Source organism: Vibrio furnissii CIP 102972 (genome assembly GCF_000176175.1).
Lineage (GTDB): Bacteria > Pseudomonadota > Gammaproteobacteria > Enterobacterales > Vibrionaceae > Vibrio > Vibrio furnissii.
This window is the reverse complement of the sequence record NZ_ACZP01000013.1, coordinates 366,816-386,349: the sequence shown is the minus strand read 5'-3', so window position 1 is coordinate 386,349 and position 19,534 is coordinate 366,816. Positions and strand designations below refer to the sequence as shown.

General features: G+C 51.9%; 17 protein-coding genes. 6 read left to right on the top strand and 11 right to left on the bottom strand.

Annotated features, from left to right (window positions below; all coding sequences use genetic code 11):
• The first annotated feature begins 14 nt into the window (after window positions 1-14).
• The 4 genes from VFA_RS05790 to VFA_RS05775 are packed head-to-tail and all read left to right on the top strand — an operon-like array spanning window position 15 to window position 3,870.
• Window positions 15-1,715: an ABC transporter permease gene (locus tag VFA_RS05790; RefSeq protein ID WP_004725549.1), complete on the top strand. Its 1,701-nt coding sequence runs from the start codon at window positions 15-17 to the stop codon at window positions 1,713-1,715.
• On the top strand, window positions 1,681-2,328 hold the full coding sequence (locus VFA_RS05785) for an ATP-binding cassette domain-containing protein (RefSeq protein ID WP_004725547.1): 648 nt from the start codon (window positions 1,681-1,683) through the stop codon (window positions 2,326-2,328). Before VFA_RS05790 ends, VFA_RS05785 begins: the two co-directional genes overlap by 35 nt.
• Window positions 2,321-2,947 (top strand): CDP-alcohol phosphatidyltransferase family protein, encoded by a 627-nt coding sequence (locus VFA_RS05780; RefSeq protein WP_004725545.1) that lies wholly within the window; start codon window positions 2,321-2,323, stop codon window positions 2,945-2,947. The genes VFA_RS05785 and VFA_RS05780 overlap by 8 nt, the downstream gene beginning before the upstream one ends.
• 29 nt (window positions 2,948-2,976) lie before the next feature.
• The gene (locus VFA_RS05775; RefSeq protein WP_004725544.1) at window positions 2,977-3,870 is read left to right on the top strand and encodes a dihydrodipicolinate synthase family protein; all 894 of its coding nucleotides are present in this window, start codon (window positions 2,977-2,979) and stop codon (window positions 3,868-3,870) included.
• 115 nt (window positions 3,871-3,985) lie between these two features.
• Here the strand turns inward: VFA_RS05775 and VFA_RS05770 are convergent, their stop codons facing one another.
• The 4 genes from VFA_RS05770 to VFA_RS05755 all read right to left on the bottom strand — a co-directional run bounded on the left by VFA_RS05770 (window position 3,986) and on the right by VFA_RS05755 (window position 8,795).
• Window positions 3,986-4,918 carry a class I SAM-dependent methyltransferase gene (locus VFA_RS05770; protein ID WP_004725541.1) on the bottom strand — a complete coding sequence of 311 codons (933 nt, stop codon included), beginning with the start codon at window positions 4,916-4,918 and terminating at the stop codon, window positions 3,986-3,988.
• Between the two features lie 8 nt (window positions 4,919-4,926).
• Entirely contained in the window at window positions 4,927-5,622 is a 696-nt protein-coding gene (locus tag VFA_RS05765) for a TIGR01621 family pseudouridine synthase (RefSeq protein WP_014204936.1), read from the bottom strand.
• 250 nt (window positions 5,623-5,872) lie between these two features.
• The gene (locus VFA_RS05760; protein WP_004725536.1) at window positions 5,873-7,258 is read right to left on the bottom strand and encodes a class II fumarate hydratase; all 1,386 of its coding nucleotides are present in this window, start codon (window positions 7,256-7,258) and stop codon (window positions 5,873-5,875) included.
• 202 nt (window positions 7,259-7,460) lie between these two features.
• Window positions 7,461-8,795, bottom strand: coding sequence for a sodium-dependent transporter (locus VFA_RS05755; protein ID WP_014204934.1), 1,335 nt, complete (start codon window positions 8,793-8,795; stop codon window positions 7,461-7,463).
• 341 nt (window positions 8,796-9,136) lie between these two features.
• On the opposite strand from VFA_RS05755, the gene cls reads away from it, so the two are divergent.
• The gene (gene cls / locus VFA_RS05750) at window positions 9,137-10,591 is read left to right on the top strand and encodes a cardiolipin synthase (protein WP_004725533.1); all 1,455 of its coding nucleotides are present in this window, start codon (window positions 9,137-9,139) and stop codon (window positions 10,589-10,591) included.
• Between the two features lie 81 nt (window positions 10,592-10,672).
• Window positions 10,673-11,878, top strand: coding sequence for a cystathionine beta-lyase (locus VFA_RS05745; protein WP_004725531.1), 1,206 nt, complete (start codon window positions 10,673-10,675; stop codon window positions 11,876-11,878).
• A 102-nt stretch (window positions 11,879-11,980) separates the two neighbouring features.
• Here the strand turns inward: VFA_RS05745 and VFA_RS05740 are convergent, their stop codons facing one another.
• From VFA_RS05740 to pspA, 7 genes are all read right to left on the bottom strand, one after another.
• A complete protein-coding gene (locus VFA_RS05740) occupies window positions 11,981-12,541 on the bottom strand; it encodes a DNA-3-methyladenine glycosylase I (protein ID WP_004725529.1) in 561 nt (186 codons plus the stop codon).
• A gap of 62 nt (window positions 12,542-12,603) precedes the next feature.
• Complete coding sequence (locus VFA_RS05735; protein ID WP_004725527.1) at window positions 12,604-15,702, bottom strand: efflux RND transporter permease subunit; 3,099 nt, start codon at window positions 15,700-15,702, stop codon at window positions 12,604-12,606.
• Complete coding sequence (locus tag VFA_RS05730; RefSeq protein WP_004725525.1) at window positions 15,695-16,771, bottom strand: efflux RND transporter periplasmic adaptor subunit; 1,077 nt, start codon at window positions 16,769-16,771, stop codon at window positions 15,695-15,697. Before VFA_RS05730 ends, VFA_RS05735 begins: the two co-directional genes overlap by 8 nt.
• Before the next feature lies 1 nt (window position 16,772).
• On the bottom strand, window positions 16,773-17,813 hold the full coding sequence (locus VFA_RS05725; RefSeq protein WP_038151046.1) for an efflux RND transporter periplasmic adaptor subunit: 1,041 nt from the start codon (window positions 17,811-17,813) through the stop codon (window positions 16,773-16,775).
• Between the two features lie 126 nt (window positions 17,814-17,939).
• Window positions 17,940-18,329 carry an envelope stress response membrane protein PspC gene (pspC, locus tag VFA_RS05720; RefSeq protein ID WP_004725522.1) on the bottom strand — a complete coding sequence of 130 codons (390 nt, stop codon included), beginning with the start codon at window positions 18,327-18,329 and terminating at the stop codon, window positions 17,940-17,942.
• Entirely contained in the window at window positions 18,322-18,555 is a 234-nt protein-coding gene (gene pspB, locus VFA_RS05715; RefSeq protein ID WP_004725520.1) for an envelope stress response membrane protein PspB, read from the bottom strand. The genes pspC and pspB overlap by 8 nt, the downstream gene beginning before the upstream one ends.
• 32 nt (window positions 18,556-18,587) lie before the next feature.
• Window positions 18,588-19,253 carry a phage shock protein PspA gene (gene pspA / locus VFA_RS05710; RefSeq protein WP_004725518.1) on the bottom strand — a complete coding sequence of 222 codons (666 nt, stop codon included), beginning with the start codon at window positions 19,251-19,253 and terminating at the stop codon, window positions 18,588-18,590.
• Between the last annotated feature and the right edge of the window lie 281 nt (window positions 19,254-19,534).

The window sequence follows — 19,534 nt, the reverse complement described above, 5'->3', positions numbered from 1 at the left end:
CCGTTGAGCTTGCCATGATTCGTTTCGGTTATTGCTTCCTGCTGCTCATTGGCATTGCCCCCATCCTGCCGGGCATGATGGGCGTGATGCTCTCATCACTGGGTTACATTCCTGCGGTGGGTTTGCACGAGTTCTCGGTTGCAGGATTTTCGGACGTGTGGCGCTGGACGGGCGTTGGCCAATCGCTGCTACTTTCAGCCGGGTCCGCGCTGCTCAGCACGTATGGCGCCCTGCTGCTCAGCTTCGCGGTGTTAATGACGCTCTGGAGTCGTCAACGCTGGCATTGGGTCGAGCACTGTTTGTCAGGGTTATTGGCGCTGCCGCACGTTGCGTTTGCAATTGGGTTTGCGTTTCTCTTCGCGCCCACCGGCATGATGGCGCGCGCATTTGTTGCGCTATTTGATTATCAAGTCTCAACCCAAGATTCAGCCTGGCTGGTGCACGATCCCCATGCATTCGGCCTGACACTTGCTCTGGCATTGAAAGAAACCCCATTTTTGCTGCTGATGAGTATTCCCGTTTTACAGCAACTCCATGTGCAAACCCTACTCACCAGTGGTGCGTCACTCGGCTATTCGCCAATGCAGAGTTGGTGGAAACTCGTGCTGCCTCAATGGCTACGCAAAATGCGCTTTGCCTTGTTTGCTGTCATCGCCTATTCCGTGTCGGTGGTCGACGTCAGTTTGATCCTCGGCCCGACAACACCACCGACCTTTGCCGTTCTGGTCTGGCAATGGTTTAGCGATCCAGATTTAAACCAGTTACCCCGCGCTGCTGCCGGTGCCGTCGTCTTATTGGGTTTGGCGGGTCTGATGTTACTGTCGGTCGTGCTTATCGAAGCGCTCATTCTGCGCGTTTTCCGAGGCTGGCTCTCCAGCGGCCGGCATGGCCTGTCACTGCCGGGGAAATCGGTGATGACGCTTGTGCTGAGCTGCGCGGCGATCATCTTTCCGCTCATGCTGGTGTGGAGTGTTGCCCAGCGGTGGCGGTTTCCAAGCCTATGGCCAAGCCAATTCAGCGACCGGTTTTGGCTCAGCGAATGGCCGAACATGCTGCCCACACTGTCGCAGAGTTTGTGGATTGCACTGCTCAGCGGCACATTGGCGCTACTTCTGGGCGTGATTGCTCACGAGTTTCGCACCCGCTCCCGCCTCGCACTGCCTGCGTGGGTGATCGTCTTGCCGATGTTGCTGCCGCAAATCTCGCTGCTGTTTGGGTTGCAAATCGCAACGCTCTTTATCGCAGCCGAACATTACACCTTGTGGGTGATCTGGTCGCATGTCTTTTTTGCCTTCCCATTGGTTTATTTGGCGCTGGATGGGCCGTGGAAAAGTTACAACCCAAATTACACTCGCGTCGCCCTCAGCTTGGGTAAAACACCTTGGCAGTTGTTCTGGCAGATCAAAGTACCGATGTTACTGCCGGGCTTACTGTATGCGTGGGCGGTTGGCATCAGCGTCAGTTTGGCGCAATACCTGCCGACCTTGATGCTGGGCGGCGGGCGCATTGCGACCATCACCACCGAAGCGGTTGCATTATCCAGTGGGTATGACCGCCGCGTGATGGCCATTTATGCCCTTTGGCAAGCCTTGTTGCCGTTTATTTTCTTCTCCCTTGCGGTCGTGATAAGTCGAGTTCAAATCCGACGCCACCGCAGCGTTCAACCACAAGTGATTTTGCATGACCTTCTGCCTCGAAAACCTCACCATCCGTAAAACCAACGGCGATTCATTATTGACGGGATTTAACCTAGCCACCCACGCTGGGGAAATCGTCACGTTAATGGGGCCGAGTGGGTGTGGGAAATCCACGCTGCTCAGCGCCATCGCCGGGCATCTTCATGCGGAATTTACTCACAGCGGCGAGATGAGATTAGAAGGCAATGCACTGAGTAGCATCGCAGCGCATCAACGCCATGTCGGCATGCTGTTTCAAGATGACTTGTTGTTTCCACATTTGACCGTGTGGGAAAACCTCGCGTTTGCCCTTCCCAACACGGTCAAAGGTGCGGCGCGAAAAACCGCGGCGCTGACGGCGCTCAAGCAAATCACGCTGACTGAACTGGCCGATTCGTTTCCCGATCAAATTTCTGGTGGGCAACGGGCGCGCATCAGTTTGATCCGCATGCTTCTTGCGCGCCCCAAACTGGCCTTATTGGATGAACCCTTCAATAAGCTCGATAAATCGCTGCGCAGCCAGTTTCGTGACTGGGTGTTCAGCCAACTGGCTCAGGCGGGTGTCCCCACGTTAATGGTCACCCACGATGAAGACGACGCGCCACCAGGCGGACGTATTATTCACTGGCCTACGGAGATTTCTCATGCTTGATCGTTACGTGATTCCCGTCATTCGCTGGCCGCTGTCAAAATCGGCCGACGTGCTTGATGCCATTGGCGTCAGCGCCAACCAAGTGACGCTGTTTGGGTTTGCCATGGGCTGCCTGGCGTTTCCAGCACTGGCGTTGGAGCAATACCTACTCGCCTTACTGCTGATTGCGATCAACCGCCTATGTGATGGCCTCGATGGCGCGCTGGCGCGCATTCAAGGCTTAACCGACGCTGGCGGCTTTCTCGACATCAGCCTCGATTTTCTGTTTTACTCGCTGATCCCGTTCGGCTTTGTGGTTGCTAACCCAGAAACGAACGCCGTGGCTGGTGCATTTCTCATTTTTTCGTTCATCGGCACTGGCAGTAGCTTTCTTGCATTCGCGGTCATGGCGAGCAAACGCGGCATTCAAAATCCGGTCTATCAACATAAATCGCTGTATTACATGAGCGGGCTGACCGAAGGGAGTGAAACCATCGGCTGCTTCGTGCTCATTTGCTTGCTACCGCAGCACTTTAGCCTAATTGCGTATCTGTTTGGCGCGGCCTGTTGGTTTACCACGCTGACCCGCATCTATTCGGGATATCACACGCTGCATCAGGCAGAAAGCCAGCCTTCATAAACAATGACCATACGACAAGGAGTTCCTTTATGTTCTCAGGATTGAGCGCGTTCCCACTCACCCCCATGAATGAAACGCGCATTGATGAGGCCGCGTTCGTCGGCCTGATTGAGCGTCTGACCACCGCAGGTGTCGATTCAATTGGCGCCCTCGGGTCAACCGGCAGTTATGCCTATCTGACGCGTGAAGAACGCGCGCGTGTGGCCAAGATTGCTGTTGAGCATGCGGGAAACACGCCAGTCATCGTCGGCATTGGCGCACTGAGAACCAAAGATCTATTGAACCTTGCAGACGACGCGCAAAAAGCTGGCGCCAGCGGGCTGTTACTGGCACCGATGTCTTATCAGAAACTGAGCGATGCGGAAGTGCTCGCACATTTTAAAGCCGTGGCCGAAGCGATTTCGGTTCCCCTGTGTGTCTATGACAATCCAGGAACCACTCACTTTCACTTCAGTGATGAACTGCATGGTCAGATTGCCGAGCTGCCTAATATCGCCTCGATTAAGATTCCCGGTGTACCCAACGACCCACAAGAAGCCAAAGCACGCGTCGAACGTTTGCGCGCGCTGATTCCAAGCCATGTATCCATCGGCGTCAGTGGCGATGCCTTTGCGGCAACAGGCCTGAGTGCGGGCTGCGATGTGTGGTATTCCGTGATAGCAGGACTGTTTCCTAACACCGCGCTGGAACTGACCCGCGCTGCGCAATCTGGAAATCATGCCCAGGCGCAGCAGCTCTCCCGCCGTTTGCAGGATTTGTGGGCGATGTTTGGCCGTCACAATGGCAGCCTGCGCTGCATCGCGGCAGGTGCTGAGCTGTTAAATTTGGTCGACACGCCTTGCCTGCCATTGCCGCTCATGTCGGTTCAAGGCGAGGATCGCTCGCGACTGGCAACACTGATCGAGCAGCTTCATCTGTCGTAAACATTTGTCTTCAGCATCTGTTTTTCGCATCTGTCTTCAGCAGACAAAAAAGCCACGTGTCTACGTGGCTTTTTTACGTCTTCAATCCTAGCGATGAATTCGAAACGTCGATGGCTTAACTGAACACCAACGCTTTCAATGCTGATTCGTTGTCGATATCGGCAAATTCTGGCGGATTGTCCAGACGATATTGGAAGTTCAGCGCTGGCGCTTCGGCTTTCATGCCATCAATCAAAAATTCACTGGTGACCATGGGTGAGTTCACACACGCCAACACCTCACCTTGCGGCGCCAACAAATCCGGCAAACGACGCAAAATTCTGGCGTAATCTTTGGTCAGTGCAAAACTGCCTTTTTGGAACGATGGTGGGTCGATGATGATCAAATCGTATGGGCCCGCTTTCTTGATTTTGCCCCACGATTTAAAGATGTCATGTCCCAGAAAACTCACTTGATTGACGTTGTGATCGTTCAGAAGATGGTTCTCACGCCCTTTCGACAACGAGGCTTTGGCCATATCGACGTTCACCACGTGGTCTGCGCCACCGGCAATCGCAGCCACTGAAAAGCCGCACGTGTAAGCAAACAAGTTCAGCACATTTTTGTGCGCCGCGTGTTCACGCACCCAGTCACGTCCCAAACGCATGTCCAGAAACAGACCAAAGTTCTGGTTTCTGCCGATATCGAGTTGGAACTTCAAACCGTTCTCTTCCACCACTGGGCGTGCGTTGAGCTCGCCCACCAGCACTTCTGATGGTGCACCATCGGCATAGCGGTGTTGCAATACGATGCACTGGCCGTTTTTCTCGGCCCACAACGGGGAAACCGCCAATTGCTGTAAACCGTCGGTCAGTTGGGCCAAAAAGGCTTCGTCGACCTCTTTAAACACGCTGACAATCAGTTGCCCTTGTAACCAATCACATGTCAGGTGCTCTAAACCTTCCCAGCGTTGGCCGCGACCATGAAACAGGCGACGCACTTCATTCGGCGCTTGCGCCAGTTGTGCCGTCATTTCAGAAAAGAATTGAGATAAAGCAGATGCTTGCATAGCTATGTTTACTTTTTCACTGAGGGCCAACTAAGTGACCAGGGTTCTAGCCAGGATTCAATGCCCTGACTGACAATATCGCTGTTCCATTTTTCGCCCAGCGCCGGTTGATGGCGTGGATCGCATACCCACTGGTACGTCTCGCCTGCATACGAAAAGCGCAGCGCAAATGCGTGCAAATAGCCACGGTCGGCCTGATTTCCCGCATTGTAGATCGGATCACCGACAATACCGGAGCCGACAGATTTAAGCGCCACACGGATCTGATGTGTTTTACCCGTGTACGGTTTACACAGAAATAGACGCTCGCCCGGCTCGGCAGCCAAAGAGAAAAACTGCGTGACTGCCGGATTGGTTTGTGAGGTCAACAGCTTCCACGACGCACGGCGTGAGCGCTCCATATCGCCGCTAATCAGGCCCTGCTTCTTTTTCGGCTTTTTGCTGCCCAGCGCCAAATAGAACTTTTCAACCTGACGCTCAGCAAAGCCTTTCGACAACTCGCTGGCGGCTTTGGCATTGCGCGCGAGCAGCAAAATGCCCGACGTCATTTTGTCTAATCGGTGCACCAGATACAGCTGCGCATCACCGCTTTGTTTCGCCACTTCCTGCAGCAACATCGTGTCACCATCGTCTTTATGGACGGACACATTGGGGTGCTTGTTGATCAGCAGAAAATCAGGGTGGGTTAAGAGTATATCGAACATACGACCTCGCAAAAATGGACGCTCATTATACTCAATTGGCGTGAAAGGTCAGCCATGCATCCACCGCTGGGCGCTGAAAGCGTGTTCAAACCGTTTCGGTTGCTGGTCAATTCACCATTTTGTAGCGTAACGCATTGATAGCGTGAAATGGCTCGCGTGAAAGCGGTGAAGATCAGTCGCGTCAAACGTGGCTCGATTCGGGGGGCGCTTTTCGCTGCCCATCGTCAGAGCCACATTTGAACCGCTGCGGTTACTCGACAATGCCACCTTTGGCGAGCGTCGCCGGGTCAAGCAAGTGTTCGAGCTCTTGGCGAGTCAGCGACGTTTTCTCCGCTGCAACATCGATAATTGGCCGACCTTCTTTGTAGGCTTGTTTGGCAATTTCTGCCGCTTTGAGATAACCAATCACCGGATTGAGCGCAGTGACCAGAATCGGATTCTTGCCCAGCGCAATATTGATATGATCTTCACGGACGGTGAATCCCGCGATCGCTTTATCCGCCAACGCAATAGCGCTGTTGGCGAGCAGCTCAATGCTCTCCAGAATGTTATGCGCAATCACAGGTAACATCACGTTGAGCTGGAAATTCCCCGCCTGCCCAGCCACGGTGATAGTGGTGTCATTGCCGATGACCTGTGCGCACGCCATCGCGGCCGCTTCCGGGATCACCGGGTTGACTTTCCCCGGCATGATGGAGCTGCCCGGTTGTAATGCTGGCAATTCAATGTCGCCGATACCCGCCAGCGGGCCTGAATTCATCCAGCGCAGATCGTTGGCGATTTTCATCATCGCCACCGCCGTGGTTTTCAATTGGCCAGACAACGCGACAATCGCATCCTGACTGCTGAGGTTAAAAAAGAAGTTCTCACTTGGCACAAACGATAGACGCGTGGCCTGCGATAAATTATCCGCAAATGCTGCAGCGAAACGCGGATCAGCATTGATCCCCGTCCCCACGGCTGTGCCACCTTGCGCGAGCGCTTTCACGGCGGTCATAGCGTGGATAATGTTGTGTCTCGCATGGTCAATCTGCGCCTGCCATCCCCCCAGCTCTTGCTCAAAGGTCATCGGCATGGCATCCATCAAGTGTGTGCGCCCGGTTTTCACCACGTTCGCTAAACTCTGTTTTTTTGCGGCCAGTTGCGTACTGAGATGTGTCAGTGCAGGCAATAAGCGCTGCTCCACTTCCAGCGTGCAGCTCACCTGAATGGCGGTGGGCACCACATCGTTGCTGCTTTGCCCCATGTTAACGTGATCGTTTGGACTCACCGTACTGTGCAAATGCTGAGAGGCCAGCGTCGCAATCACTTCATTGGCATTCATATTCGAGCTGGTGCCAGAACCCGTTTGGAACACATCGATGGGAAACTGGTCGAGGTACTGACCATCAATGATACTTTGCGCCGCTTCATCGATCGCCCCTGCAATGTCCCCTTCCAGCAGTCCTAACTGCGCATTGGTCACCGCCGCAGCTTGCTTAATGTACGCCAGCGCCTGAACAAACGGCTGCGGCATGGTGTAACGACTGATGGAAAAGTTATCCACCGCGCGCTGCGTTTGCGCCTGATACAGGGCATCTTGGGGAACTCGCACTTCGCCCATGCTGTCTTTTTCGGTCCGAAATTCTCGTGTCATGTCAGACTCCTTAACGTCTCATGAAAGCCTTATTACCATTTAATGATAATAGCTATCATTTAATAAAAGGAAGCGCAAGCACTTCGAATCGGCGCGCATTCGGTGTGTAAAACCAAGTTCGGTCTATAAAACAAGGCTCGGAATAGAAAACAAAAAAGCCACTGGTTTTCCCCAAGTGGCTTTCATTTCAATCTTGTCGTGTTTACGCGAAGAACACCAACAGCATCAGTACCGGACAAACAAGGCGTACGTAGATTGGCCAAACTTTCCAGAACCAGCTGTTTTCAATCTCTGGATAGCCCTGTTTCAGCTCATTTAGAATCTGGTTACGGTTCCAAATCCAACCCACCAGCAGCGTAATCAACAGTGCAATGATTGGTTGTGAGTAAACGGTGGTGAACTGAATCACCAAGCCAAACAGGCTTGAGAAGTTCATCACGATGACCGCAGACACGATGGTCACTAGACCGCCGATCCAGAGCACCGCGGTCGTGCGGCTCTGCTTCAATTCTTCCGTCGCACACGCCACCGGCACTTCCAGCATCGAGATAGATGAAGTTAACGCAGCAATGATCATCAGCAAGAAGAACACCAAGCCAATCACCGCGCCCATCACACCCATGGTATCAAACATGGCCGGCAGAACCGTAAACACCAAGGTGTCAGAGTTCAGCAGCTCACCCGTGTCCGAGAAAATCTGCACGCCGTTGTGTTTCGCCACAAACATCGCTGGCAACACCATCAGACCCGCAATGAACGCAACGCCGGTATCAATCAGCGCCACTTGCGCTGCTGTTTTTGGCAAGTTGGTGTCTTTCTTCAAGTAAGAACCGTACGTGGTCATCACACACACACCCAGAGACAGCGAGAAGAAAGCCTGGCCCATCGCGCTCACCACCAGTTTTGGCGTGAAGTGAGAGATATCTGGAACCAGATACATTTTCAGACCTTCCCATGCGCCGTCCTGCGTGAAGATATAAATCGTCAGCAGACCAAACAGTACGAACAGCAAAGGCATCAAACGCGTTGACCACTTCTCAATCCCGTTCGCCACACCGTTGCGCACCACGAACATGGTGAGTGCCATAAAGGCAATCATCAGCACAAGGTTACGTTCCGTGCCAAAAGTGGTCAGCCAGTGACCTGCGCTATCGAGGCCAAACAGATCCAAACCGCTGTTAAAGAATGAGCCGACCAACCAGCCGGCCACGATCGCGTAAAAGCTGAGAATGAGCGACACGACAATCATGCCAATCACGCCGAGCAGAATTGCGCCCGCTTTGCCTTTTGGCCATGCCGCATTGAACGAACGAATTGGGTTGGATTGACCGTAACGACCAATGGTCAGTTCCGCGACCAGCATGGGAAATGCCAACAGGAACACCATCAAAAGGTACACAATCAAAAAGACTGCGCCGCCGTTACTTGCTGCCTGTGTTGGGAATCCCCAAACGTTACCAAGACCTACAGCGGAACCCGCTGCTGCCATAATGAAGCCAAATCGTGAAGTGAATTGACCGCGTGAACTACTCGCCATGCTACTTACTACCAATCTAATTTGTTGTACTGCGTGCGGCCAAATACGGGTGTAAAATAAAATGTACAACCACAAAAAATCCGACTCACAGCAGAGGTGTAGCAAGTAGACCAGTTTAAGAATAAAATTGGAAGTCCAAACAGTCTATTTTTCGTCTATATCTGCCCTTTTATAGATTATCTGTTGCTTTTTTAAACGCCCTGCCATTACTTCTCTCTGCATTGATACACAATTAGCAACTAATCTGTGGCATTTGTTTCATATTATTTTCGGTCGTTTCCTTTCTTCCCTTATGCTTTCGCTTTACTATCCCAGAAGACGTTTTTCACAAAAGTTGACGCATGGATAAGATTTATCACTTCTTAACGCTCGCGGGCATCGCGATATATTGGTTCTTGGTCGCAGGGGTCACGCTTCGTGTCGTATTAAAACGACGCGCAGTGAGTGTTTCACTGGCTTGGTTGATGGTGATCTACATCCTGCCCATTGTCGGCGTGATTTGTTATTTCCTCATTGGCGAACTCAATTTAGGCCGCAAGCGCGCTGAACGTGCCAAAGAAATGTTTAAGCCGTTTGGAACATGGTTCCGTTCACTGAACGATTGCCAAGCCCACACACTGGAAGGCGTGGGCGCGCACATCTATAAAATTGATGAACTGTGTAACCATCGCATGGGCATTCCCGCACTAAGCGGCAACACGCTGTCACTGCAAAACTCGCCCAACGAAATTCTGCATTCCATTATTGAAGACATAGAACAGGCGCAGCAAAGTATTCGCATGGTGTTTTACATCTGGCACCCGGGCGGCCTTGCCGATTCCGTGGCTTCTGCGCTGATCCAGGCGTCGAAGCGTGGCGTCGACGTCAAACTGCTACTCGATTCAGCAGGCAGTCCGAGGTTCTTTCGTAGCCACTGGTACAGCATGATGCAAGATGCGGGCATTCAGGTGATTCAAGCCTTGGAAGTGAGCCCGTGGCGTATTTTCCTGCGTCGTCTCGACCTTCGCCAACATCGCAAAATTATCGTCATCGACGACACCATTGCCTACACCGGCTCAATGAACTTGGTCGACCCGGCATACTTCAAACAAGATTCCGGTGTTGGTCAGTGGATTGATATTATGGTGCGCATTACCGGCCCGTCGGTGAACGTGTTATCCGCCATCCATTGTTGGGATTGGGAATTTGAAACTGGTGAGCGGCAAATGCCAAACGTGCCGGAATGCCGTTTGGATCCACGCATGCCCAAGCACCCCGTGCAAGTTGTGCCTTCCGGCCCTGGCATGCCAGAGAATCTGATTTCTCAGGTGCTGACCCTTGCCATCAATCAGGCCAATGCCTCCGTACGCATCACCACGCCATATTTCGTCCCGAGCGCCGACTTGCTGGCCACACTAAAAATGACCGCACAACGCGGTATCAATGTTGAACTGATCATTCCGCAAAAAAACGATTCATTTATGGTGCAATGGGCGTCGCGCGCCTTCTATGGCGAACTGCTGGAAGCGGGCGTGAAAATTTATGAATTTCATGGCGGCCTGCTGCACACCAAATCGGTGGTCATTGATCGTCAATTCTGTCTGGTTGGTACGGTCAACCTCGACATGCGCAGTTTATGGCTCAACTTTGAAGTGACGCTGGCCGTGGATGACGAAGAGTTCACACAACAACTTTACTGGCAACAGCAAAACTATATCGAGCAATCACGCGCCATTGATCACGAGACGTGGGAGACGCGCTCGCTGGGACATCGCTTCTTAGAACGCCTGTTCTACCTTTTCAACCCGCTTCTTTAATCTTTTTGTGCCATGGGGTTGCATTTAAATGCAGCTCCATGCTTTAAATAGGACATTCGTAATTCCAGACAAGGATCGCAAATGTCAGAAGGCAAAAAGACCAAACTCATCACCGCCGGCCGCAATAAAAAATGGACGAACGGCGTGGTCAACCCGCCCGTACAACGGGCTTCAACCGTCGTATTTAATACCGTCGCAGAGAAAAACCACGCGACCATTAACCGCGCCAACAAAACTCTATTCTACGGACGTCGCGGCACCACGACTCATTTTGCCTTTCAAGACGCGATGGTCGACATCGAAGGCGGCGCAGGGTGCGCGCTCTACCCTTGCGGCACAGCAGCCATCAGCAACGCGATTCTTTCGTTTGTAGAATCCGGCGATCATCTATTGATGGTGGATACCTGTTATGAACCCACCCGCGATTTTTGTGACAAAATTCTGAAGAAATTCGGCGTTGAAACCACCTATTACGATCCAATGATTGGCGAAGAGATTCGTACTTTGATCCAGCCGAACACCAAAGTGTTGTTCACCGAATCACCCGGCTCGATCACCATGGAAGTGCAAGATGTTCCGACGCTGGCACGCATCGCTCACGAACACGACATCATTGTGATGCTCGATAACACGTGGGGTGCAGGCGTGAACTTCTCCCCCTTTGAGCATGGCGTGGACATTTCAATTCAAGCGGCAACCAAATACATCGTGGGTCACTCGGATGTGATGTTGGGCACCGCAGTCGCCAGTGAGAAATACTGGGACCAACTGCGTGAGCAGAGCTACCTGATGGGCCAATGCGTTTCACCCGATGACGCTTATTTGGGGCTGCGTGGCATTCGCACGCTAGACGTCCGCCTGCGTCAGCACGCTGAAAACAGTTTGAAAGTGGCGCAGTGGCTGGCAGAGCGTCCAGAAGTAGATCATGTGCGCCACCCCGCGCTGCCAAGTTGTCCGGGGCACGACATCTTCAAACGTGATTTCACTGGCGGCAATGGCTTGTTCTCATTTGTGCTAAAAAGCAGTTATCCCAAAGCGACAACGGCGCTCCTGGATGGCATGCAGCACTTTAGCATGGGCTATTCATGGGGCGGTTTCGAAAGCCTGATTCTGGCCAACGAACCCAAGAGCTTCAACAGCTTACGTACTATCGCTAATCCAAACTTTGAAGGCACCTTGATTCGCCTACACATTGGGCTGGAAGATGTGAATGATTTGATTGCGGATCTAGAAGCGGGTCTGGCGCGTTACAACGCCGTAATTCTCGAACATGAAGCGACGGCATAAGCTGGTTCAGAAGTAGGCGCAGAGATAACAAGCGCCGATGAAGGCAAAAAAGGGAGCAATGCTCCCTTTTTCAATGTCGATTCTCAATGCCGATCGTTCACACTATTTCTTCGGACAATTGTCCAAGTGATCGTTCACCAATCCCATCGCTTGCATAAACGAATAACAGATCGTTTCGCCCACAAATTTAAAGCCACGTTTTTTCAGAAATTTGCTCATGGCTTTGGACGCTTCGGTCGACACCGGTACTTGACTCATCTCCGTCCAGTGGTTCACTTGCGGCTGCCCGTTCACAAACTGCCAGAGTGCAGCATCCAACGAACCGAACTCCGCTTGCAGTGCTAACGTGGCTCGCGCATTGGAAAAAACCGAAGCGATTTTGCCACGGTGTTTCACCACATCGTAACCCGCAATGATCGCTTCGACATGCGATTCATCATATTGCGCTAACTTGGCAATGTCGTAATTTTCAAACGCCTGTCGATAACCTTCTCGTTTACGCAAAATGGTGATCCAACTCAGCCCGGCTTGCGCGCCTTCCAAAGTCAGAAATTCAAACAGCGTTTGATCGTCGTGTACTGGCTTTCCCCATTCTGCATCGTGATATTCACGTTCCAATGGATGGTTCATCGCCCACGCGCAAGTTGTATCGTGTGTTGTCATTGTTGTCCTTTCGCCACTGACACAAACGGCCTTCAAAGAGGCCGCTTGAAATACCTGTTCATTTAATCAGGTACTTTGACATGGTGGAACAATCTATACAACACCGGCACCACAATTAAGGTCAACACTGTCGCGAAACCGAGACCAAACATGATGGTGACTGCCATCGGACGAAAGAAAATATCCGGCAACAAAGGAATCATCCCCAAAATGGTGGTAATAGCCGCCATACACACAGGGCGTACACGACTGAGCGATGCATCAACGACCGCCAAATACGGGTCTTTGCCTGAATGCATTTCGATCTCTATTTGATCCAGCAGCACAATGCCGTTTTTCAGCAGCATGCCCGACAAACTCAGAAACCCGAGCAGCGCCATGAAACCAAACGGCGTGTTGAGTGCCAATAACCCCGTCGTCACCCCAATCACCGCCAGCGGGACCGTTAACCAAACAATCAGCGGTTCTTTCACGGAGTTGAACAAGAAAACCGTGATAAGGAACATGAACAGGTAGCCCATCGGCATGGTCTGGAATAGCGATTCCTGCGCATCGTGAGACGATTCATATTCCCCGCCCCACTCCAACGAATAGCCCGGCGGCAGTTGAATCGCTTCGATTTGGGGTTGAAGGCGTTTTTGCAACGTTGCTGCCGTCTCTTCCCCCAGCAGATCCGGATCCGCCATGACCGTCAAAATGCGCTTGCGATTTTTACGCACCACCAGCGGATCTTCCCACAACATCTCATACCCGAGTGTCACTTGTTGCAGCGGAATGTATTCACTCAGCGCAGGGCTCCAAATTTTCATCCCTTCGATGTTGCGAATATCCACCCGTTCTGCTTCTGGCAGCCGCGCCACAATCGGCATTAAGGTGGTGCCGTCACGATATACCCCAATGGTTTTGCCCGAAAACGACATGGCCAAGAATTCATCCACATCCGATTTTGTGATGCCGTAACGTCGTGCTTGGCTTTCGTTAAATTGCGGCTCCAACACTTTGGTGCGTTCACGCCAATCATGACGAATGTTGTAGGCTCCCGAATCGGCATACATGATGTCCATCACTTGTGCGGCAATGCCACGAAGGATGGTGGGATCCGAGCCAACCAAACGCGCTTCAATCTTCGCGCCGCCCCCTGGCCCCAATTCAATCTGTTTCAGCTTGTAGTTAATTTCCGGATAATTGGCATCAAGGTGAGCGCGAAACCGCTGCATCAGCGGTGCCAAGCTGTCGTAGCTGGCTGCACGTGTGGTGATTTCACCGTAAGCGGCGTAACTTTTTTCCGGCGAGTAAGTCAACATGAAACGCTGCAAACCTTTGCCCGCCGTGGTGGTGACCGCTTCCGCTTCATCTTGTTCGGCCAACCAATGTTCCAGTTTCTGCAACGTCTCGTTGGTGGCACGAATGTCGGTGCCTTCCGGCATCCATACATCCACCATAAACATCGGTGTGGTTGACGATGGAAAGAACGCCTGCTTCACCAAAGTAAACCCGTACAAGCTGACAAGCATGCCCGCAACCAACACAATCATCGTCATCCACGCGCGTTTCATGCAGAACTCAAGAAACGATTTGTACAGCACAAAAATCATCCCTTGGTACGGGTCGTTTTCTTCATCGCTTGGCGGGACTTTCTGACCACGGAAAAAGATATCGGCAAAAAATGGGGTCAGGGAGATCGCGGTAAACCAGCTCAACATCAGCGAAATCAGCAACACAGTGAATAACGTGCCACAATATTCACCGGTGGAATCTTCCGACAAACCAATCGGAGCAAACGCGGTGACCGCAATGACCGTCGCGCCTAGCAGTGGCCATTTAGTTTGCGTGACAATGTCAGTCGCAGCTTGCAATCGCGTTCGCCCTTTCTGCGTGCCAATCAAAATCCCTTCGACTACCACAATCGCGTTGTCCACCAACATCCCGAGAGCGATAACCAACGCCCCCAACGAAATGCGTTGCAAGTCGATTTTGAAATACTGCATGAAGATGAACGTGCCCAGCACTGTCAGCAGCAAGATCAACCCAATCAAGAGGCCAGAACGCAGCCCCATGAAAAACAGCAAGACGATAATCACGATGGCGACCGCTTGGCCTAAGCTGACCACAAAGCCGCTCACGGATTTATCCACTTCTTTCGGTTGGCTGTAGATTTCTGAAATGTCGATGCCCACAGGTTGTTGATATTTCAACTCAGCCAAGCGGCGGTCAAACCGCTCGCCCACTTCAACCACGTTGACTCCTTGAGCAAACGACACCCCGACGTTGAGTGCCAGTTTGCCATTGAAGTTGACAATGTTGCTCGGCACTTCCACGTAGCCACGCTTCACTTCCGCCACGTCGCGTAAATAAATCAGCCCCGTTGAGCCGCCTTCGTTGAGGATCAAGTCACCGAGTTTATCTACGTCGTCAAATTCCCCGGTCGGGTGAATGCGAATGTACTCGCTGCCAATGCGAATGGCCCCGGCATCCGACACCACGTTCTGTGTCGACAGCAAATTAAAGACAGTTTGGGGCGAAATCCCGAGCGCACTGATGCGTTTCATGGAGATTTCGATGAACACCTGCTGTTGCTGCTGACCGGACACCGAAACTTTGCTCACCCCGTCAATCAGCTCCAATTCGCGTCGCAGGTAATCGACGTAGTCCAGCAGCTCCTTGTAACTGTAACCATCACCGGTCACCGCCAACAAAATACCGTACACATCGCCAAAATCATCAATGACTTGCGGCGAATTAACCCCTGGCGGAAACGTTCCATTGAGGTCATTGACCTTGCGGCGCAGCTCATCCCAGATCTGGGGTAAATCGTCTGGGCCATATTTGTTTTTCATGCTCACCGTAATTTGCGACAGCCCGCGACTGGAGATCGAATTCACCTCATCCACATAGGTCAGTTGCTGAATCGCTTTTTCTAGCGGATAAGTGACCTCTTCTTCAACCTGCTGTGGCGTCGCCCCCGGATACGATGTCACCACCATCGCATCTTTGATGGTGAATGCCGGGTCTTCGAGTCTGCCAAGATTGAAAAATGCAGCCGTGCCGCCAATCAGAAAAATCAGCGACACCATCCAACTGATCACTCGGTTGCGAATGAAGTAAGCAGCCACCCCTTGAATCTCGTCATCGGTCTGCGGCTGATTGTTTTGCTCACTCATGGGCCATCTCCTTCACCACACTCACTGTCATGCCGTCACGTAATCGGGAAAGCCCCGCCACCACTACCGAATCCTCGGCCGTAATCCCTTCAACAATCTGCACCCGTGTTTTCGAGGCGTTACCCAAGCGTACTAAATGCTTCGATACACTGTTGTCGGCATTCAGCACCCAGACAAATTTTTGCGTGCGATCGAGCGCATCCCCATCTCCATTAAAAATGGCTTCCACCGGCACCACCGCAGTGCTGGTTGGGTTCAAATGCTCCACGCCCTGTTTGGCGGTCACTTCCACTGCCATGCCATCGAGAATCAACTCTTTCTCCGGCATCGGTAGCGTGAGTGTCACGGTAAACGTCCCCGTGGCCGGATCAGGCTCGGTGGTGAATTCTTTGACCCGCGCGTCATACTCGTTACCGCTTGGGACTCTGACCAGCGCCTGCACTTTGGAGAGTTCCTGTGTGGTAGGTTGCGTGGCATGGAAGCGATCCGGCAATTGAATCAGTACTTCGATGTCGTCGAGGCTGTGAATATTGACCACGCGCTGGCCCACTTGCAAATTTTCGAATTGGTCAACATTCACCCGTGAGATGATCCCATCGACAGGCGCTTTGAGTTGGGTAAACGACAACCGCAACTTCGCCAGATCCAGCTCCGCCATGGCAATTTGACGTTGCGCAGCAATTTCATCGAACTGCGATTTCGCCAATAAGCCTTTTTCCACCAAAGGGCTGGAACGGCGATACTGGCTATCGATCACCGAATAGCGTGCTTGCGCGTTATCCACATCGAGTCGGTAATCGGTCGGATCCAGCTCGGCAATCACGTCGCCCGCATTGACTCGGTCACCCTCTTTCACATTGATTTTGCGAACTTCGCCATTGACCCGAAAACTCAGGTGCGAACGCTCGGCAGCATTGGCGACCGCAGGGAAATAAAGACTGTCTTTGCTACTGTTACCTAAATTGGCCACTTTGACTTTTGGCGTCATATCACGCGGCGTTGAGTCGGGATGACCACAACCGGCGAGCACCACCAGCGAGGTCAATAGATAGGTTTGCCACTGCATCATGTTATAGCCCCCGTTCCTTCACCCATTCGCGGACTTTGATGCCCGCTTCAATGCTGCTGACACCCGAAATCACGATTTGGTCGCCATCGTTCAACCCGTTCAGAACCTGACGTTGCTCATTCAGTTCGACGGGCACTTGGCTGACCACGCCATCACTGTCGACGCGCCAAACAAATTGTTGGCCGTCTTGCTCAAACAGCGCCGTCACGGGTACGGTGGATGCACTGCCTTTGGCGACCGATGCTTTGACGCTGCCCGCCATGCCGGGCAAAATGCCCACATCGGTCGGTCGTTCCATGACCATGGTGACTTTATAAGAGCCGGTTTGTGGATCCGCTTCGGTATCGATTTCCTGAAACTGGAGCGGAAAAGTCATGTCAGGAAATGAATCGAAGACCATGCTGGCTTGCACGTCGCTGCCATCGCCGCTGGCAAAGCGATTAAGCAGACGATCCGGCAGTAAGAAAATCACTTTGAGAATTTGGTTGGTCTGAATATTCATGACCCCTTGCTTGGCGGCGACGTATTCAAAGTTTTCAGCAGGAATGATTGAAATGGTGCCGTCATACGGCGCGAGCAGTTGGGTGTAACTGAGATTGGCTTTTGCCTGTTCCCACGTTGCTCTGGCTGAATTGTGATTGGCTTGCGCCTGATCGAAATCTTGTTCGGAAACCACTTTATCCTGACGCAGTTTTTGATAACGCTTGTACTGCACATCCGCCAAAACGAAATTCGCTTTGGCCTGTTTCTCCAACAAGGCGTATTCGTCAGGATTCACGGTCGCCAGAACATCACCTTTTTTCACCGCCTGTCCTGCATTCACATCGATCGACTGCAACTGACCGGGCACACGAAACGCCAACACGGCGCGATCACCCGCTTCACTGGTCGCGGGAAATTGACGGGTAAATTCATTATTGCCCACCGAGACGGTGGTTAACTTGGCGGGACGAGATTCCGGTTCTGGAACTGGCGGAAGTTCTCTGCTGCATCCGTGGAGGAACGCAGAAGAAACCATTAGGAAAGTTATCGTTTTACGCATATTCATCACCCATGATGATTGATAGATCAAACATAGGTGAATCAGCGAGTTATCGCTACGTCAAACACACAGAAAATTCAGGGAAATGAGAGCGGCATCCAATACCGCTCAGATGGAGCCGATGACTTATAGTTTGCTGAACTCACGGTTCACTTTAAACGCTTCCGATGTCACATACGCTTCCATATGACGCACGCGGTTTTCCACTTGGTTCAAGTCTTGTTCGAGCGTTTGCAGCAGCGCTTGTGCGGTTTGTCCTTGCTCCCAAGGTTTACTCTTTAACGTGTGCGATTGCTGACTGCGCAGCGAATCACGATATTGTTCAGGCTGTTTTTCCAGCATCAATGACAACGCCAGATACGCAATGATCACCAGCGCGAAACCGCCCAGCAACGCAACTGTAATCACCAAAATTCGCACCAGCCACACTTCCAAACCGAAATAGTTGGCAATGCCCGCGCACACGCCCGTCAACTTGCCGTTAAACGGGTCGCGATACAGTTCACGACTACTCATAATGTCGCCTCCAGCTCGGTGCTTCCGCATCCAAAATGCGTTCGAGCGTGTCGATGCGCGCTTCCAGCCCTTTGGCTTTTTGCGACAGCGCTTGCAGCGCATCGAAATCATCCTGTGACAAGCCGTTTTCCATTTTACGTTTGTTGCGGTAATGCAGCAGCAGCCAAAGTGGCGCTACAAATATCAAAAAAACAACCAAAGGTCCTGCAATGAAAAATGAGGCCATAGCTCGCTCCTAAATTCGTGAACTGGTGTTGATTAGTCTTGTTTCATCTGTTCTTTGAGCTTTGCCAACTCGTGTTCAATTTCATCTTGTGCTTGCAGCTCAGCAAACTCTTGCTCAAGTGACTTGCCCTGGCCTGACTGCGCGTACAGATCGGCTTCGGCTTCCAGTTCATCCACCTTGCGAGAATACTGTTCAAACTTCGCCATCGCTTCGTCGGTACGATTGGTGTGCAAATGGCGCTGCACATCACGGCGATTGCTTGCGGCTTGGCTGCGAATCGCCAACGCTTGCTGCTTCGCGCGCGTTTCCGTGATCTTGCTTTCCAGTTTGGCAATTTCGCCCGTTAGCTTATCAATGGTTTCCTCAACCAATGTTTGCTCAGTATGCAAACCTTTGAGTACCTTTTGCAATTTTTGTTTCTCAATCAACGCCGCGCGCGCCAAGTCCTCGCGCTGTTTGTTGAGTGCCAACGTAGCTTTGGCTTGCCAATCTTCAATTTGCTGATCGATACTGTCGACTTTACGTGCCAACTCTTTCTTATCGGCAATCGCTTTAGCGGAGTTGGTGCGGACTTCCACCAGCGTGTCTTCCATCTCCTGAATGATGAGACGAATCATTTTTTCCGGATCTTCCGCTTTATCGAGTAGCGCGCTGATGTTGGAATTCACAATGTCGGCAAAACGAGAAAAAATACCCATGATAGTGCTCCTTAATCTTGTGGGGTCACGCCCAAGGCCTAACTCCGAGAAATCGTAATAAGTGGTCACGGCAGCTTTGCCGCCTCTTTTGCTAATCTTTCCCATCTATCTTCATAGCGTTTCCTATCTCCACTCCAATATCCATGCCAAGTTTTCAATCTTTATTTTTCAGTCACTTAAGTTGATTCATATCGGCTGCTCCACTATGCTGATAGAAATTTGGCTAACTATTGGTAAATTTCGCCAACCTGCTCAACCAACCTGACGAATCGATGCGAGGA

Coding starts and splice junctions, on each gene's coding strand:
- VFA_RS05790 (WP_004725549.1), top strand. CDS start 15: ATGATTCGTTTCGGTTATTGCTTCCTGCTGCTCATTGGCATTGCCCCC.
- VFA_RS05785 (WP_004725547.1), top strand. CDS start 1,681: ATGACCTTCTGCCTCGAAAACCTCACCATCCGTAAAACCAACGGCGAT.
- VFA_RS05780 (WP_004725545.1), top strand. CDS start 2,321: ATGCTTGATCGTTACGTGATTCCCGTCATTCGCTGGCCGCTGTCAAAA.
- VFA_RS05775 (WP_004725544.1), top strand. CDS start 2,977: ATGTTCTCAGGATTGAGCGCGTTCCCACTCACCCCCATGAATGAAACG.
- VFA_RS05770 (WP_004725541.1), bottom strand. CDS start 4,918: ATGCAAGCATCTGCTTTATCTCAATTCTTTTCTGAAATGACGGCACAA.
- VFA_RS05765 (WP_014204936.1), bottom strand. CDS start 5,622: ATGTTCGATATACTCTTAACCCACCCTGATTTTCTGCTGATCAACAAG.
- VFA_RS05760 (WP_004725536.1), bottom strand. CDS start 7,258: ATGACACGAGAATTTCGGACCGAAAAAGACAGCATGGGCGAAGTGCGA.
- VFA_RS05755 (WP_014204934.1), bottom strand. CDS start 8,795: ATGGCGAGTAGTTCACGCGGTCAATTCACTTCACGATTTGGCTTCATT.
- cls (WP_004725533.1), top strand. CDS start 9,137: ATGGATAAGATTTATCACTTCTTAACGCTCGCGGGCATCGCGATATAT.
- VFA_RS05745 (WP_004725531.1), top strand. CDS start 10,673: ATGTCAGAAGGCAAAAAGACCAAACTCATCACCGCCGGCCGCAATAAA.
- VFA_RS05740 (WP_004725529.1), bottom strand. CDS start 12,541: ATGACAACACACGATACAACTTGCGCGTGGGCGATGAACCATCCATTG.
- VFA_RS05735 (WP_004725527.1), bottom strand. CDS start 15,702: ATGAGTGAGCAAAACAATCAGCCGCAGACCGATGACGAGATTCAAGGG.
- VFA_RS05730 (WP_004725525.1), bottom strand. CDS start 16,771: ATGATGCAGTGGCAAACCTATCTATTGACCTCGCTGGTGGTGCTCGCC.
- VFA_RS05725 (WP_038151046.1), bottom strand. CDS start 17,813: ATGCGTAAAACGATAACTTTCCTAATGGTTTCTTCTGCGTTCCTCCAC.
- pspC (WP_004725522.1), bottom strand. CDS start 18,329: ATGAGTAGTCGTGAACTGTATCGCGACCCGTTTAACGGCAAGTTGACG.
- pspB (WP_004725520.1), bottom strand. CDS start 18,555: ATGGCCTCATTTTTCATTGCAGGACCTTTGGTTGTTTTTTTGATATTT.
- pspA (WP_004725518.1), bottom strand. CDS start 19,253: ATGGGTATTTTTTCTCGTTTTGCCGACATTGTGAATTCCAACATCAGC.